Here is a 15,214-nt window from a genome sequence, read left to right on the forward strand (position 1 = left end):
CGGTTTTCCACAGGACGCATTGACTGTTTTGCGCGCTGATTCCAGCGCTTAAAAGCCCCAAAAGGGGCAACCGGTTGTCGGGTAATCCGACAGGGTGCTGGGCTGTATTCTTTCCGGAGAACGGATGACAAGACCGACGCTATTGATTGCGCTGTGCCTGATGCTACTGCCACTCCCGGCACTGGCACGCCTGGCTGGACCGTTACAGGTCGGGCAGCCGAGTCAGGTCCGCGATCTGGCGCAAATCCGCAGCAGTCAGGTACTGCGAGTACTGGTCAACCAGAGCCGCAACAGTTCGGGCGAGGTCCAGGGCCAGTCCATTGGCGTCGAGTACCATCGATTGCGTGCATTTGAGCATTACCTCAACAGCCACGCCCGCGATGGTCAGGAAATCACCCTCAAGATCATTCCCAAAGCCAAGGACCAGTTGCTTGGCGCCTTGTCGCGGGGTGAAGGCGATGTGGTTGCTCCGGGAGAGTTGATCGACTTCATGCCCAGCCATGCCATCAGCGCCAGTGACCCGATCATCGACCATGTCCCATTGCTGCTGGTAGGGGTTAAAGGCGAGCGCCGTTTTACCCGTTTTGAGCAGCTATCGGGGCGTACCGTGGCACTGACCACAGGCAGTGCGGCCGGTGCGTCGGTCAACTTGATCAATCAAAAGCTGGCCCTGCGCAAATTGCCGCCAGTCAAAATCGAATGGGTGGACCCGACGCTGGCGGTGGAAGACGTGCTGGAGATGGTTCAGGCCGGGATTTTCCATCTGACAATTGTTGAACAGCCGATTGCCGAGCGCTGGGCCACGTTGATGCCCAAGCTGCGTTTTGACCGCAAGGTGCTGGTCAGTGCACCCGATGCGATGCACTGGTATGTGCGCCGCGATGCCTCGATGCTGCGCGCCAGTATTGATCGCTTTCTGGCCGGTTATAAGGCACCGGCCGACCAGGATGTGGCCTTTGAACGGGTATACCGACGTTTGTATCGGGTGCATTACCCCTTGGCCCGTGCCGACCGCCAAAAGCTTGAAAAATTGCGCCCTGTGTTGCAAAAACATGCCCGGCAACAGGGCATGGACTGGCTCAATCTGGCAGCGCTGGCGTTCAAGGAGTCTACCCTCGACCCAGACGCCAAGGGCTCTGGTGGGGCGACCGGGTTGTTGCAGATCACGCCTTCGGCGGCACAGCGGGTGGGGGTCAGCAATATTCAGAACGTGGATAACAATGTGCAGGCCGGGGCCAAGTACCTGGCGTTGATCCGTCGCAAGTTCTTTGCCAGCCCCAAACTCAACGAGCGTGAGCGCATGGCCTTCGTGCTGGCGGCCTACAACATGGGCCCTGAGCGGGTCCAGAGCATGCGTGCGGAGGCCAAACGGCGTGGCCTGAACCCCAATCAATGGTTCTTTCAAGTGGAACGTATTGCCATGGAACAGGTGGGAATGGGTGCCGTCAGCTATGTTAATAGCGTGAATAAATACTATTTGGCCTTTGACCGGGAGCGCGATTCGCTGGAACCCACAAAAGTTGAACTGGTAACACGCAAATAATCTAATAAATTGATCGTTATCACGGACTTATTAGGCTATTAACATTATAAAAACTGATTAGTATGGCGAGCATTCCCCAACTGATTACCTAAAGGATTTCACCATGAGCAAATTGATCCATACCGTTTTGGGCTCACGCGCAGGTTATGGCTTGACGGTTCTGCGCATTTTTGTGGGCATCATCTTTGCTGCCCACGGTTCGCAAAAGCTTTTTGGATGGTTTGGCGGTGGTGGTCTGGCCGGTACGGCGCAATGGATGGAAAGCATTGGGTTGGCACCGGGTACGCTGATGGCGGCAATGGCGGGCGGGACCGAGTTTCTAGGGGGGCTGGCATTGATCGTAGGTCTACTGGCCCGACCTGCGGCATTGGGCTTGTCTTTTACGTTGCTGGTGGCGATTTTTTCAGTGCACATCCATAACGGTCTGTTTATGGCCAACAACGGCTATGAGTTTGCTCTGGCTCTGCTGGGTGGCACCGTGGCGGTATTGTTCGAAGGCGCGGGCAAGTTGTCTCTTGATCGTGCGATTGCCGACTAAAGTGCCGTGTTCTCGAAGAGGCCCGCCCGAGCGGGCCTTTTTCGTTTTAGATGACTGTTGACAGTTGTAAGCAGGTTTATCTAGGATGTTTCTTGCGCCGATTTAAACAGCTACTTGCGGGGCGCCAGAGGGTCGCAAGACCGTCTAAGAGGTTTGAAGCAAACCTCGAAATACCGCTAAAGCGCTGGTTCGGTGTTGCCTCTCACCTGCCACGCAGAATCTTGAGGCGGAGAACCGACACATGAGTCACCCACGTCCCCTGGTACGTCTTGCACCGCTTGCGGCCAGCCCGGCCCTGCGCAATCCTAAAATCCTTCTCGGCGGTAAACACCAACCAACGCTGTTGCGCTACCTCGACGGCTGGCCACGACGCAAAGGCCGGGCTACGGCATTCTTGATCCAGTTTGTGGAAGCAGGCGATCAGTTGGCGCGATTTGCCGCTGACAGCTTTGATCTGGCAGTGGTCCAGTCCCCCAGCGCCGAAGATGCCGCACAGGTGATTCACAACCTGACCCGCGTGAGCCGTCAAGGGCTGATTACCCTGCGTTGAGATATTAGATCCGTAGCAGCTGCCGAAGGAACGAGGCTGCGTTCGGCGGCGCAGCCGTCGTAAACCCGGTAATCACCGTGGATCTGAATTACCTGGTTGTATGGTTTTACGACGGCTGCGCCGCCGAACGCAGCCTCGCGGAGCTCGTCAGCTGCTACGTACGTTCTGTTTCAGAAACGGTCCAGTCTATAGGGCGCCAGCGCCGGTAACGCATGGGTGCTGCCCGCTGATGCCAGTTGTGCAATCATCTCAGCCGTTACCGCTGCCTGAGTCAGGCCCAGATGCTGATGGCCGAAGGCAAGCAGCACTTTGCCGTCGCACACCCGATCAATGACCGGCAGTGAGTCGGGCAACGATGGCCGAAAGCCCATCCAGGGTGTGGCGCCTTCAGCGCTCAGGTCGCGGCGAAATAACCCTTTACTCAGGCGATGCAACTGCCAGGCGCGTTCCATGTTCGCAGGCGCTTGCAGCCCCGCAAATTCAACTGTACCCGCCAGCCTTAACCCATCGGTCATCGGGGTCATGATGAACTTGCGCTCCAGCGAGGTGACGGCAAACGGTAGCCGGTCACGTTCGGTGGGCAGCATCAGGTGATAGCCGCGCTCGGTATCCAGAGGGACTTTCTTGCCGGTCAGGGCGCTGGTGAGTTTCGCTGAGTGGGCACCGCAGGCGATCACGACCCGGCGGGCAGTCAACCGGCCCTGAGGGGTCACCAATGAAACCCCGGCCTCGCTCATTTGCCCGCCGGTTACCTGTTGTTTGATGAACTGCACACCGCAGTTTTTGGCGGCTTTGACCAGTTCGCATACCACGCGGTAGGGGTCGATAAAATGCCCCGTACTCGGAAAAAACAACCCGCCCTGGATATTTTCGCTGAGTTGCGGAGCAGTCTCGAGCACGGCTTTTGCCTGCCAGAACTCAACCGGAACCTGTTGCTGGCGCATGCGCGCCTCCAGTGCCTGGAGTGCCTGACGCGATTCAGGTCGTTCGTATACCAGCAACGAGCCGTCTTCCTTCATCAGGCCGGGGCAATCGATGCCCTCCAGCAGCCGGTGCCAGGCACCCAGGCTGCTTTCATTGAGGGCACGAATACCTGCAACGGTGCGTTGAAACGGTGCCGGGCGCAGGTTCAGCAGCAGGCGGGTGAACCAGGGCATGGCCCGAGGCATGTATTTCCAATCCAGGCGCAAGGGCCCCATGGGGTCCATCAGCATGGCGGGCAAGCGCTTGAGGATCGACAGGTCGGCAATCGGGAACACCTGTTCGGTCGCCAGGTGCCCGGCATTGCCGAATGATGCGCCCTGGCCCGGTTCCTGCTGGTCTATGACCACCACTCGCAGGCCCTGGCGCGCCAGTTGCAGGGCACAGGCGACGCCGATAATGCCAGCGCCGACCACCGCAATGTCGGCATTCTGGTGTGGGCTGTTAGACGTGGAGTTATCAGGCATTTTCTTGAGCTTCTCTGTGGCCATCGAGCAGGCGGCGCAGTTGCAGAGGGTTGGCATGCTTGAGGGCGGTGGGCAACAGGCTGTCCGGGAAATCCTGATAGCAGACCGGTCGCAGGAAACGCAGAATGGCTGCGGTGCCTACCGAAGTTGTACGGGTGTCCGAGGTGGCCGGGAAAGGGCCGCCGTGGACCATCGCATCGCACACCTCAACCCCCGTTGGCCAGCCGTTGACCAGCAGGCGCCCGGCCTTGCGTTCCAAGGTCGGGAGCAAGGCTCTGGCACTTTCAAGGTCCGCGTCATCCAGTTGCAGGGTGATGGTCAGTTGGCCTTCCAGATGCTCGGTGACCTGGCGGATTTCGTCATCACTGGCGCATTGCACAATCAGCGACGCAGCTCCAAAGATCTCGGCCTGCAACGCCGGGTCGGTGAGAAAGTCCTGCGCCCGGGTAACAAATAAATGGGTCTGGCACTGGTTTGGTGTGTTGCCCCTAAGGCCTGCGGCGGCCTCTTGTGCGCTGCTCAGTTCGAGCAGCGAGCCGACGCCAGCTTCATAGGCCTGGAAAATCCCCGGAGTGAGCATGGTTTGTGCGGGGCTTTGCTGGACGAGGCTGGCAGCGGTGCTGATAAATTTATCCAGCGCCGGGCCTTGATGTGCAACGACCAGGCCCGGGTTAGTACAAAACTGCCCGGCACCTTGAGTCAGGGAGGCCACGAAGCCTTGGGCCAGTGATTCGCCGCGAGCCTGCAGGGCCGCCGGGAAAAGCAGTACCGGATTGATCGAACTCATTTCCGCATACACTGGGATCGGCTCGGGCCGCGCCTGGGCCGCCTTGCACAGGGCCAGACCACCACTGCGCGAGCCGGTAAAGCCGACAGCCTTGATGCGCGGGTCGCTGACCAGAGCAACACCCACCTCGCGACCGGAACCAAACAACAGCGAAAACACGCCGGCATGCAGGCCCGATTTTGTCACCGCACGGGCGACCGCGTGGCCAACCAGTTCGCTGGTGCCGGGGTGAGCGCTATGGGCCTTGACCACCACCGGGCAGCCGGCAGCCAATGCTGATGCGGTATCGCCGCCGGCCACGGAGAAGGCCAACGGGAAGTTGCTGGCGCCGAATACGGCCACCGGCCCCAGAGGTACCTGGCGTTGACGCAGGTCGGCGCGGGGCAGGGGCTGACGCTCCGGCAAGGCGTTGTCGACCCGCACATCCAGCCACTCGCCGGCGCGCACGGTACGGGCAAAGGTGCGCAGTTGCTGGCAGGTGCGTCCACGTTCGCCGAGGATACGCGGACGTGGCAGGCCTGATTCGCTGACTGCGCGGTCGATCAGTTCATCGCCAAGGGCTTCGATTTCTTCGGCGATGGCTTCAAGAAAAGTGGCGCGAGTTGCCAGTGGCGTCTCGCGAAAGCTGTCAAAAGCTTCCCAGGCCAAGGCGCACGCCTGCTCGACATGTTCGCCGGTACCGCCGAGGTAGGCCGGTTCGAGCGCTGTGCCGGTGGCGGGGTTGATCGCCCGAATTGCCTCGCGGCTACCGGTGATGGCTTGCTGACCGATCAGCATGTTGCCTGTCAGAGTCATGGCGTGTTCCTGAAAAAATTGGGCTGGGGGTGTGGGAGCGAGCCTGCTCGCGAAGGTTTCAAGGACATCGCGATTATCCGGTAAGGCCTTCGCGAGCAGGCTCGCTCCCACAGAAGCACCGCTCGTTTAACTGAACGGAGTTGAGCGATCAGGCAACGTTCTGTTCTGCAGACCAGTTTTTGTACCACTGGCGGAACAGGTTGTACTGATTCTCTGCATAGTTGCGCTGGGCATCACTCAGAACATCGGTTTCATTGAAGTGCAGGCTGTATTCGGTGTCGCCATTGAGCACCATCAGGTGCTTGTAATAGAGCACCAGGTCGGTGCCTTCATCGAACGACGACAGCACTGCGAGGGCGGCTTCCAGTTCGCGGGCCAGGCGACGGGCCTTGGGATCGCCCGTGGCTGCTTGCTTGCTCAGGGCTACCAGTTGCAGCACTTCGCGTGGCAGGGCGTTACCGATACCGGTAATGGCACCGGTGGCGTTGCAATTGACGAAACCGTGCACCACTTGGGTGTCAACGCCGACCATCAGGGTCACGTCATCGTCCTTGGAGGTGATGTGCTCGGCGGCGTAACGCATGTCGGCCGCACCGCCGAACTCTTTGAAGCCGATCAGGTTCGGGTATTCGCGGCGCAGTTCGAAGAACAGGTCGGCGCGGGTGGCGAAGCCGTAGTAAGGGCTGTTGTAGATCACCGCTGGCAGCTCAGGAGCAGCCTCGAGGATGGCGGCGAAGTGGGCTTTTTGCGCAGCAGGCGAGGCCGCACGGGACAGCAGGCGTGGAATCACCATCAGGCCCTGGGCGCCGACCTTGGCCGCGTGTGCCGCATGGGACACCGCTTCGCGGCTGTTTACGGCGCCGGTGCCGACGATGGTCGGAATGCCTGCAGCCACCAGGCGTGCCACGCCTTCCTGGCGCTCGGCTTCGGTCAGCAAAGGCCAGTCACCCATGGAGCCGCAGTACACGACGGCGCTCATGCCGATATCGATCAGCTCGCGCCCCTTGGCCACCAGCGCGTCGAAGTCCGGCTTGCGCTGGGCGGTGCACGGGGTCATCAGGGCAGGCATGCAACCGGTGAAAATGTTATCGCTCATTGTTGTAACTCCTGGAGTCGTTTATTCGGATGTGTGCAGCGGGAGGCTTAAATGCCCCACGCGAAAGGGTCTTGTTCGTCGATCAGCAGCGTGCTGTCGGCGGTCATGTAGGCCTGGCCGGTAATGAACGGGCGAATGCGTTCGCCTTCCCATTGATAGCTGCCGACAAACTGGCTGGCGGTGATGCTGGCTTGCACCCAAGGCTCGCCGGGGGCCAGTTTTCCATCAGCCGCCAGGCACGCCAGCTTGGCGCTGGTGCCCGTGCCGCACGGCGAGCGGTCGTAGGCTTTGCCCGGGCACATGACGAAGTTGCGGCTATCGGCCTTGTCGTCGTCGGCAAACAGTTCGATATGGTCGATAAGAGCGCCGTCTTCGCCGTGGATACCCTGAGCTTCCAGAGCCTTGAGCATCGCCCAGGTGTACTCGGTCAGGGCTTCGACGTTATCCAGTTGCAGCGCTTGGCCGTGATCGGATACCAGGAAGAACCAGTTGCCGCCCCAGGCGATATCGCCGTGTACACGGCCATGCCCCGGGACTTCAACGGCAACCTGCTGGCGGTAGCGGTAGGCGGGGACATTGCCCACGGTGACGCTGCCGTCTGCATGCAGAGTGGCAGTGACCGGGCCGACCGGAGTGTCGATTTTGTGCTCACCGGCCTCGATCATGCCCAGATGGTGCAACGAGGCAACCAGGCCGATGGTGCCGTGACCGCACATGCCGAGATAGCCGGCGTTGTTGAAGAAAATCACGCCGCAGGTGGCATCCGCCGAAACCGGTTCGCAGTACAGCGCACCGACCAGTACATCGTTGCCACGCGGCTCCAGCAGGCAGGCCCGGCGCCATTGGTCATGCTGGTCGCGCAAAGCATCGCGCTTCTGGACCATGGTCTGGCCGCTCAACTGCGGGAAGCCTTTGATCACCAGGCGAGTGGGTTCGCCGCCGGTGTGGGAATCAATGATATGTACTTGCTTCATAAACCTATCCATTAGATGAGAACAACGGCTGGGAGGACGATGGCTAACGGTGTCTCAGGACGAAGTCTGGATAAATGCTCCGGTGGCGTGTCGGGCTGGCGCGGTGCGGGCAGGTTGCGGTGCCTCTTCGCTTTCCTCGTCGTCTTCCAGACGCACAAGGTGAGCTGGTACGCCGGTTGCCGCGCCCCAGTAATAGATACCCATTGCGCATACCGCCACGGCCAGGGTGTCGAAGGGGTGAGTGAGCACGCCCATGCCGCCGAAGGAGCCGAGTTTGGACAGTACGATGGTCACGGCGTAGAAGCCGATCAGCCACAAGGAGGAACGCACTTGTTGCGCCAGGCTCAGGTGGTTGGTCGGTACAAAACGGGCACACAGCAGGTACACCACGAACATCACGATTTGCAGGCCAAGTAGCCAGGACACGGTGTTCCAGCCTGACCAGTAGACGATCAGCGCGGCGATGATGAATGACAGCGGACCCATGACGCTCATCCACTTGACCCGGAACGGGCGCGGCATATCCGGGGCATTGCGGCGCAGCGCGGCAACGGACACCGGGGCTACGGCATAGCTCAACACCAGGGCTGCGGAGACCACGTTGATCAACGCTTCCCAGGACGGGAACGGCAGGGTCCAGAATACCGACAGGCCAAAGGTCAGCCACAGCGCCGGGCGCGGGATGCCGGATTTTTCATCGATGCGGGTGAACACCTTGAAGAATGTCCCGGTTTGCGCCCAGCCGTAGATCACGCGGGGCGTGGCGTTCATGTAGATATTGCCGCAACCACTGGGCGAGATCACTGCGTCGGCCACCACCAGATAAGCCAACCAGCCCACACCCAATGCCAGGGCGATGTCGCGATACGGCAAGGCCAGTTCCTTGGTCACACCGGCCCAGCCATTGGCGAGCATTTCGGTAGGTACGCCGCCGAGGAAAGCTACTTGCAACAGCACATATATCACGGTGGACAGCAGAACCGACAGGATCAAGGCAATCGGGATGGTGCGTTGCGGGTTTTTGACTTCGCTGGCTACCGAGATGATAGGTGTCAGCCCCAGGTAGGCGAAGATAATGCCACCTGCAGAAACGGCCATTTGCACGCCCGACAGGCCGAAGGGGGCGAAGCCCTGGGAGTAGAAGTTTTGCGGTTTGAAGAAGGTGAACAGCACGCCGATGACCAGCAGCGGCACGATAAACTTGAACACGCTGACCAGGTTATTGGCCATGGCAAAGGTTTTCACGCTGCGATAGTTGAGCATGAAGAACAGGCACAGCAGGCCGAACTGCAGGAGCCAGCCCAGGATTGAGGGATCGCTGGAGCCTGCCTTGGTCAGTTCGGGGAACCATGCCGCGGCATATTGGCGGGCGGCGACCACTTCAATAGCCACTAGGCTGGAGAATGCAATCAGGGTAATAAAACCCATCAAATACCCGAGCAACGGGCCATGGGAATACACCGGATAGCGGATTACGCCACCGGCGCGTGGCAGGGCAGCGCCCAGCTCACAGTAAACAATGCCCAGCAGCAGTACGGAAAAGCCGCCCAGCAGCCAGGAAAAAATCCCCGCAGGGCCTGCGATTGCTGAAACGTGACTGGCTGCAAACAACCAGCCGGAACCGAAGATGGCACCCAGACCGATAAAGGTCAGGTCCATCAGTGAGAGCTGTTTCTTGAATTTGCCTTTACCTGACATTGCGGCGCCTTTTTGTGAGTTATTGGTTAGGCAGGTGTGATGTCATTTGCCATTGCGCCAAAACCACTGGCGGGTGTGCAATGGCGCTAGATTGAACGTCTCAAGAGGTTTGCGATTGATGTTTTCCATTGAAGCCGATGACGAAATCGGCACAATGCACGCCAGCGGGCATCGCCAGATCCAGTAGTGGGGGAGTGAGATTGATAACGCACAATGCTTTTGCAATCCTGAGCGTGGGCAGCGACTTGAGCCGCCCCGAGAGCCTTGAACAATTGCTCTCGGGCGTGGCGCTGTTGCTGCCGATGCTGGATGTGATTCCCAACGCCGCGATTTTTATCAAGGACATTCAGGCGCGCTATGTATTGGCCAACCGCACGCTGGTGCAGCGTTGCGGTTTGAAACAGCTACAACCCTTGCTGGGCAAAACCAGTGCCGAGGTGTTTCCCGAGCAATTGGGGCCTGGCTATACCGAACAGGATCGACGGGTGCTGGAGCAGGGCCTGGTGCTGGAAGACCAGTTGGAACTGCATTTGTACGGGAGCCGTGAGCCGGGTTGGTGCCTGACCCACAAGCGACCGCTGTACAACCGCATGGGAGAGATCATCGGCCTGGTCGGGATTTCGGTGGACCTGCAATCGGCCAGCGACACCCATCCGGCCTATCAGCGGCTAGCGGCGGTGGATGAGCACATTCGCGCGCACTTCAATCGTCGCGTCACGTTGGGCGAGCTGACGCGGATTGCCGGTATATCGGTGGCGCAACTGGAGAGGTACTGCAAACGGGTGTTCCACCTGACGCCACGGCAGATGATCCAGAAGGTCCGCCTTGAGCATGCCCATAGGCTGCTGCTGACCGAGATCCCCATCACTGAAGTCGCCTTGCAATGCGGCTACACCGACCACAGTGCATTCACACGCCAGTTCAAGGCATTGACCGGTTTTACGCCGCGTCAGTATCGCGAGGCTACGGCGCGCTGAGCGTTACGGGTAATCAATCGCGACGATATACACCCACTGCTCCCCGGTGGGTGTGTGGACCTGTACTTCGGCATCCAGCGCTTTGCCGATCAGCGCCCGGGCCAGAGGTGAGTCGATGCTGATCAGGCCTTGCTTGAGGTCAAGTTCATCGGGCCCGACGATGCGATAGCGCGCCTGTTTGCCGTCTTCATCCTCAATGGTGACCCAGGCACCGAAGTAGACCTTGTTCGGATCGCTGGGTTTTTCGCTGACGACCTTAAGGCTCTCAAGGCGCTTGGTCAGGAAGCGCACCCGGCTATCGATCTCGCGCAGCATTTTTTTGCCGTAGGTGTATTCGGCGTTTTCCGAGCGATCGCCCTGGGCCGCCGCCTCGCTGACCGATTGCGTGACCTGCGGCCTGCGTACGTGCCACAGCTCGTGCAATTCGGCACGCATCCGCGCTTCACCTTCAGGGGTGATCAGCGCGGTGCCGGCAGGGCGGGGAGGGCGATAGCGACTCATGGGCAATCCGTTGTCAGTGAAGAGCGCGAGTCTATCAGCCCTCGCGCAACACGGTTAGCGGGCTGGCATTGAGTGCCCGGCGCGTGCCGAACACACCTGCACCGCCGACCATCACGGCGCCCAGTACCGGCAACAGCAGCAGCCACGGATGCGGGTGCCACGGCAGGTCGAAGGCGAAGCGGTACAGCACCAGGCTGACCAGTTCGGCGCCCAGTGCCGCGAGCAAGCCGCTGGTGGCACCCAGCAGGCCGAACTCGATGCGCCGGGCCTTGACCAGCAGTTGGCGCTCGGCCCCCAATGCCCGCAGCAAGGCGCCCTGGCGAATACGTTCGTCGAGGGTGGATTGCAAGCCGGAAAACAGAACCGCCATGCCTGCCGCCAATACAAACAACAGCACGTATTCCACGGCAATGGTTACTTGCGCCAGGATGCTGCGCAGCTGTTCGAGCAGGGCGTCGATGGGCAGGATGGTCACGGCCGGGAAGCTGCGCGACAGTTCGATGACTTCCTTGTCGTGCCCAGGTGCCAGGTAAAAGCTGGTGAGGTAAGTGGCCGGCAGGTCCTGCAAGGTGCCCGGTTGGAAGATCATGAAGAAGTTGGGCTGGAAGTTGTCCCAGTTGATGCTGCGCAAACTGGTGACCTGAGCTTCGCGATTGACTCCGGCAACGGTAAACATCAAGTGGTCGCCCAGCTTCAGCTTCAGGCTTTCGGCGACTTTGGCTTCGACCGACACACCAGGCACATCCCCGGCAGGCTGTTGGGTCCACCAGGTGCCTGCGGTCAGTTCGTTGTCGGCTGGCAGGTTAGCGGCCCAGGTCAGGCTCAGGTCGCGCTGAGTGGCTTTGTCGCCGCTGGAGTCCTTGCTGACGATGTCTTGCACCGGTTCGCCGTTGATACTGATCAAACGCCCAGGAATCACTGGATACAAGGGCGCGGCCTGGGCTTGAAGGGTCATCAGGTGGGCGCCGAAAGCGTCCTTGTCGGCCGGTAAAATATTGAGCGCAAAGTAGTTGGGCGCATCCTTGGGCAACTGGTTTTGCCAAGTGTCGAGCAACTCGCCACGCAGCAGGGCGATCAGTGCCATCGACAGCAGGATCAGGCCGAAGGCCAAGGCCTGGCCTGCGGCTGCCAGCGGGTGGCGCAGCAACTGGCCCAAGCCGAGGCGCCAGGGCAGTGAGGCCCGTGCCAGCAGGCGGCGAAGGCTTTGCAGGCCCAGCAGCAGGATGCCGCCAAGCACCAGTGCGGCAATTACCCCGCCACCGAGCAGGGCGAAGGTCAGCACCAGATCGAGGCTCATGCGCCACATGATCAGTCCGAGGGCCAGCAGGGCCGCGCCGTAGACAGTCCAGGTGCTGGCGGGAATCGGTAGCATGTCGCGGCGCAATACCCGCAGCGGCGGTACGCGACCCAGCGCGGCCAGCGGCGGCAGGGCGAAACCTGCGAGTGCTACCAGACCGGTGCCCATCCCGGCGATGGCCGGGATCAGGCCGCCGGGCGGCACGTCAGCAGGCAGCAAGTCATGCAGCAGGGCGAACAGCCCAAGCTGCGCCAGCCACCCGAGCACTGCGCCTGCAAGGCTGGCCAGCAGCCCGAGTACCGTCAGTTGCAGGGTGAACAGCCACAGGGTTTCGCGCCGCGACAGGCCCAGGCAGCGCAACAGGGCGCTGGCATCAAAGCGTCGATTGGCAAAGCGTGTCGCAGACAAGGCCACGGCCACGCCCGAAAGCAACACCGCCACCAGGCTGGCCATGTTCAAGTAGCGCTCGGCCTTGCCCAGCGCGCCGCCGATCTGCTGGTTGCCATCACGGCCATCCAGCAGGCGTTGGTTGGCCTCCAGGCCGGGTTTGATCACCTGGCGATAGGCTTCAAGCGCTGGGGCTTCACCGCGCCACAGCTCGCGGTAGGTGACCCTGCTGCCCGGTTGCACGATGCCAGTAGCGGCAAGGTCGTCGAGATTGATCAGTACGCGCGGGGTGAGGCTGTAAAGGTTACCGGCACGGTCTGGCTCGTACGTCAGTACGCGGGTGATGCGCACGGGTTTGGAGCCGATATCGATTTCGTCGCCGACATTGAGGTTCAGCGCGGTGAGCAGGCGTGCTTCGGCCCAGGCTTCGCCGGGGCTGGGGCCGCCGCCGGGTTGCTCTTCGGCGTAGGGCTGGGGGGCGCTTTTCAGTTCGCCGCGCAACGGGTATGCAGCGTCTGCCGCCTTGATGCTGGAGAGCTGGATGCCGTTGTCGGTGGCAATCACGCTAGCAAACTCGACCACCCGGGCATGCTGGAGCTGCAGATCGGTGCCGATCTTGATTTGTTCTTCGCGGGCAGGGGAGCTGCCATCAAGCACCAGGTCGGCGCCGAGGAATTCGGTAGCGCGCAACAGCATCGCGCCATTGAGACGGGCCCCGAAGTAGCCGATGGCGGTACTGGCCGCGACCGCGACCAGCAGGGCAAAGAACAGCACGCGCAACTCACCCGCGCGGGCATCGCGCAGCAATTGGCGTACGGCGAGGCTTAGCAGGCGCAATAGCGGCAAACGTGCCATCAGGGCTCCAGAGGGCCGACCAGATGGCCAGCTTCAAGGCGGATCAGGCGCCGGCAACGATGTGCCAGGCGTTCGTCGTGGGTCACCAGCACCAGGGTGGTGCCGCTTTCCTTGTTCAGTTCAAAGAGCAGGTCGGTGATGCGCTCGCCGGTGTGGCTGTCCAGGTTACCGGTGGGTTCATCGGCAAACAGCACATCCGGGTTGGCTGCAAACGCCCGGGCTATGGCGACACGTTGTTGTTCGCCGCCGGACAGCTGGCGCGGTGAGTGGCTCAGGCGTTGGCCCAGGCCGACCCGCTCAAGCAGATGCCGGGCATGCTCACGGGCATCTTTGCGGCCATCCAGCTCCAGCGGCAGCATGACGTTTTCCAGGGCATTGAGGCTGTCGAGCAGTTGGAACGACTGGAACACAAAACCCACGTGTTCGGCTCGCACCCGTGCGCGCTGGTCTTCATCCAGCGTGCTCAGGGCGCGTCCGGCCAGGATCACTTCGCCCTGACTGGGCAGGTCCAGGCCTGCGAGCAAGCCCAGCAATGTGGACTTGCCGGAACCGGATGCGCCGACAATCGCCAGGCTGTCGCCCTTGTTCAGCTCTAGGCTCAGGGGGTGGAGGATGGTTAACTCGCCTTCCGCGCTGGGAACCACTTTGCTAAGGTTCTTCGCGGTGAGAATACTTTCGCCCATGGAGAATCCAATGCGTGTGTGGTTTTTAAGTGCTGCTCTGGCCCTGATGTGCATGGCGCAGACGGCAACGGCGGGAACAATCTTGATCGTTGGCGATAGTATCAGCGCGGCTTTCGGCCTGGATACCCGTCTGGGATGGGTGTCGCTGCTCAAACAGCGGCTTGTGGAGCAAGGATACGACGACAAGGTAGTCAATGCTTCGATCAGTGGCGACACCAGCGCTGGAGGGCTGGCGCGGCTGCCCGCGCTGCTTGCAGAGCATAAGCCCGAGGTGGTTATTGTGGAGCTGGGTGGTAATGACGGTCTGCGTGGCCAGTTGCCAGCGCAATTGAAACAAAATCTTGCGGGGATGATTGATGCCTCGCAAAAATCGGGTGCCAAGGTGCTACTGCTGGGGATGCAGTTGCCGCCCAATTATGGTGCGCGATATACCCAGGCATTTGCTGCGGTTTATACCGAACTGGGTAAGGAAAAAAACGTCGTGCTGGTGCCATTTTTCCTTGAGGGCGTAGGGGGAAAACCCGAGTTGATGCAAGCCGATGGCATCCACCCGGCGGTCGGAGCGCAGGGGCTTTTGCTGGATAATGTGTGGCCGGCGCTAAAACCCCTGCTTTGATGCTTTTCTAGTGGCAGTGTTTCGGCTAAGGTGGCGCCCCCCCGATTTGGAGCCCCTGATGTCGCGTCCTGCCTGGTCTTTATATGCCTATCAACTGATCGAGCCCGATGAGCAGCTCGATTTGTTCGCCTGCCAGGAGGTACGGGTGCATCTGGTGACGCGTCAACTGGAGCTGGGAGGCACCATTGACCGTACGTTGTGCGGCTCATTGCTGCCAGCACAGCCGCGCTGGTCGGATGTCACGCGCAAGGTCTTTCAAGACCATCGGCTGTGCCCGCTGTGCCGGGCAATTATCGAGTCGCAGCGCCGTGGCACCGAGCCTATCTGGCCAGAGTTGCGCTTCGAGCTGTAGAGTTGCGCTTTGAACTATGATGTTACGTGTTTGACGTCTTAACCGGCCCGCGATCCCTGCGGGCGCGGTGTACACTCCCTTTTTTGTCCCCCGTTGATTATGCGAAGGATGTTCCGG

The 15,214-nt window shown here is 60.7% G+C and carries 14 protein-coding genes; 6 read left to right on the forward strand and 8 right to left on the reverse strand.

Annotated elements, in window-relative coordinates; translation table 11 throughout:
• Window positions 1–124 precede the first annotated feature (124 nt).
• The 3 genes from U5A05_RS07630 to U5A05_RS07640 all read left to right on the forward strand — a co-directional run bounded on the left by U5A05_RS07630 (window position 125) and on the right by U5A05_RS07640 (window position 2,631).
• Window positions 125–1,543, forward strand: coding sequence for an MltF family protein (locus U5A05_RS07630; RefSeq protein ID WP_321836055.1), 1,419 nt, complete (start codon window positions 125–127; stop codon window positions 1,541–1,543).
• A gap of 103 nt (window positions 1,544–1,646) precedes the next feature.
• Window positions 1,647–2,081, forward strand: a complete 435-nt coding sequence (locus U5A05_RS07635; RefSeq protein WP_261741513.1) for a DoxX family protein — start codon at window positions 1,647–1,649, stop codon at window positions 2,079–2,081.
• A gap of 241 nt (window positions 2,082–2,322) precedes the next feature.
• The gene (locus tag U5A05_RS07640; RefSeq protein WP_261741514.1) at window positions 2,323–2,631 is read left to right on the forward strand and encodes a class I SAM-dependent methyltransferase; all 309 of its coding nucleotides are present in this window, start codon (window positions 2,323–2,325) and stop codon (window positions 2,629–2,631) included.
• 170 nt (window positions 2,632–2,801) lie between these two features.
• On the opposite strand, the gene U5A05_RS07645 is transcribed toward U5A05_RS07640, so the two are convergent.
• The 5 genes from U5A05_RS07645 to U5A05_RS07665 form a co-directional block, all read right to left on the reverse strand.
• Window positions 2,802–4,079, reverse strand: coding sequence for an NAD(P)/FAD-dependent oxidoreductase (locus U5A05_RS07645; RefSeq protein ID WP_261741515.1), 1,278 nt, complete (start codon window positions 4,077–4,079; stop codon window positions 2,802–2,804).
• Window positions 4,072–5,661, reverse strand: coding sequence for an aldehyde dehydrogenase (NADP(+)) (locus tag U5A05_RS07650; protein WP_261741516.1), 1,590 nt, complete (start codon window positions 5,659–5,661; stop codon window positions 4,072–4,074). Before U5A05_RS07650 ends, U5A05_RS07645 begins: the two co-directional genes overlap by 8 nt.
• 148 nt (window positions 5,662–5,809) lie before the next feature.
• Window positions 5,810–6,757, reverse strand: coding sequence for a dihydrodipicolinate synthase family protein (locus U5A05_RS07655; protein WP_261741517.1), 948 nt, complete (start codon window positions 6,755–6,757; stop codon window positions 5,810–5,812).
• A gap of 47 nt (window positions 6,758–6,804) precedes the next feature.
• Window positions 6,805–7,731 (reverse strand): 4-hydroxyproline epimerase, encoded by a 927-nt coding sequence (locus U5A05_RS07660; RefSeq protein WP_261741518.1) that lies wholly within the window; start codon window positions 7,729–7,731, stop codon window positions 6,805–6,807.
• Window positions 7,732–7,785: 54 nt separating this feature from the next.
• Window positions 7,786–9,429 carry an APC family permease gene (locus U5A05_RS07665; protein WP_261741519.1) on the reverse strand — a complete coding sequence of 548 codons (1,644 nt, stop codon included), beginning with the start codon at window positions 9,427–9,429 and terminating at the stop codon, window positions 7,786–7,788.
• 203 nt (window positions 9,430–9,632) lie between these two features.
• Here U5A05_RS07665 and U5A05_RS07670 point away from each other — a divergent pair, with 203 nt between their 5' ends.
• Window positions 9,633–10,406 carry an AraC family transcriptional regulator gene (locus U5A05_RS07670; protein WP_321836494.1) on the forward strand — a complete coding sequence of 258 codons (774 nt, stop codon included), beginning with the start codon at window positions 9,633–9,635 and terminating at the stop codon, window positions 10,404–10,406.
• Window positions 10,407–10,409: 3 nt separating this feature from the next.
• Here U5A05_RS07670 and greB read toward each other — a convergent pair whose 3' ends face one another.
• From greB to U5A05_RS07685, 3 genes are read right to left on the reverse strand one after another with little or no spacing between them, the layout of a single operon-like run.
• Entirely contained in the window at window positions 10,410–10,907 is a 498-nt protein-coding gene (greB, locus tag U5A05_RS07675; RefSeq protein ID WP_261741520.1) for a transcription elongation factor GreB, read from the reverse strand.
• Between the two features lie 34 nt (window positions 10,908–10,941).
• Window positions 10,942–13,446 carry an ABC transporter permease gene (locus U5A05_RS07680; protein WP_321836056.1) on the reverse strand — a complete coding sequence of 835 codons (2,505 nt, stop codon included), beginning with the start codon at window positions 13,444–13,446 and terminating at the stop codon, window positions 10,942–10,944.
• Window positions 13,446–14,129, reverse strand: a complete 684-nt coding sequence (locus tag U5A05_RS07685; RefSeq protein WP_321836057.1) for an ABC transporter ATP-binding protein — start codon at window positions 14,127–14,129, stop codon at window positions 13,446–13,448. The genes U5A05_RS07680 and U5A05_RS07685 overlap by 1 nt, the downstream gene beginning before the upstream one ends.
• A 10-nt stretch (window positions 14,130–14,139) precedes the next feature.
• Between U5A05_RS07685 and U5A05_RS07690 the strand changes: the two genes are divergently transcribed.
• Both U5A05_RS07690 and U5A05_RS07695 read left to right on the forward strand, forming a co-directional pair.
• Window positions 14,140–14,745, forward strand: a complete 606-nt coding sequence (locus U5A05_RS07690; protein WP_261741523.1) for an arylesterase — start codon at window positions 14,140–14,142, stop codon at window positions 14,743–14,745.
• A gap of 58 nt (window positions 14,746–14,803) precedes the next feature.
• Window positions 14,804–15,097: a hypothetical protein gene (locus U5A05_RS07695; RefSeq protein ID WP_003446817.1), complete on the forward strand. Its 294-nt coding sequence runs from the start codon at window positions 14,804–14,806 to the stop codon at window positions 15,095–15,097.
• Window positions 15,098–15,214: the final 117 nt, after the last annotated feature.

Origin of the sequence: Pseudomonas kulmbachensis, assembly GCF_963681935.1 — a bacterium.
Classification (GTDB): Bacteria; Pseudomonadota; Gammaproteobacteria; order Pseudomonadales; family Pseudomonadaceae; genus Aquipseudomonas; species Aquipseudomonas kulmbachensis.

Bases quoted from the DNA above. Each gene is read 5' to 3' on its own strand.
- U5A05_RS07695 (WP_003446817.1), top strand. From the start codon at position 14,804: ATGTCGCGTCCTGCCTGGTCTTTATATGCCTATCAACTGATCGAGCCC.
- U5A05_RS07655 (WP_261741517.1), bottom strand. From the start codon at position 6,757: ATGAGCGATAACATTTTCACCGGTTGCATGCCTGCCCTGATGACCCCG.
- U5A05_RS07665 (WP_261741519.1), bottom strand. From the start codon at position 9,429: ATGTCAGGTAAAGGCAAATTCAAGAAACAGCTCTCACTGATGGACCTG.
- U5A05_RS07690 (WP_261741523.1), top strand. From the start codon at position 14,140: ATGCGTGTGTGGTTTTTAAGTGCTGCTCTGGCCCTGATGTGCATGGCG.
- U5A05_RS07640 (WP_261741514.1), top strand. From the start codon at position 2,323: ATGAGTCACCCACGTCCCCTGGTACGTCTTGCACCGCTTGCGGCCAGC.
- U5A05_RS07685 (WP_321836057.1), bottom strand. From the start codon at position 14,129: ATGGGCGAAAGTATTCTCACCGCGAAGAACCTTAGCAAAGTGGTTCCC.
- U5A05_RS07635 (WP_261741513.1), top strand. From the start codon at position 1,647: ATGAGCAAATTGATCCATACCGTTTTGGGCTCACGCGCAGGTTATGGC.
- U5A05_RS07660 (WP_261741518.1), bottom strand. From the start codon at position 7,731: ATGAAGCAAGTACATATCATTGATTCCCACACCGGCGGCGAACCCACT.
- greB (WP_261741520.1), bottom strand. From the start codon at position 10,907: ATGAGTCGCTATCGCCCTCCCCGCCCTGCCGGCACCGCGCTGATCACC.
- U5A05_RS07630 (WP_321836055.1), top strand. From the start codon at position 125: ATGACAAGACCGACGCTATTGATTGCGCTGTGCCTGATGCTACTGCCA.
- U5A05_RS07645 (WP_261741515.1), bottom strand. From the start codon at position 4,079: ATGCCTGATAACTCCACGTCTAACAGCCCACACCAGAATGCCGACATT.
- U5A05_RS07680 (WP_321836056.1), bottom strand. From the start codon at position 13,446: ATGGCACGTTTGCCGCTATTGCGCCTGCTAAGCCTCGCCGTACGCCAA.
- U5A05_RS07650 (WP_261741516.1), bottom strand. From the start codon at position 5,661: ATGACTCTGACAGGCAACATGCTGATCGGTCAGCAAGCCATCACCGGT.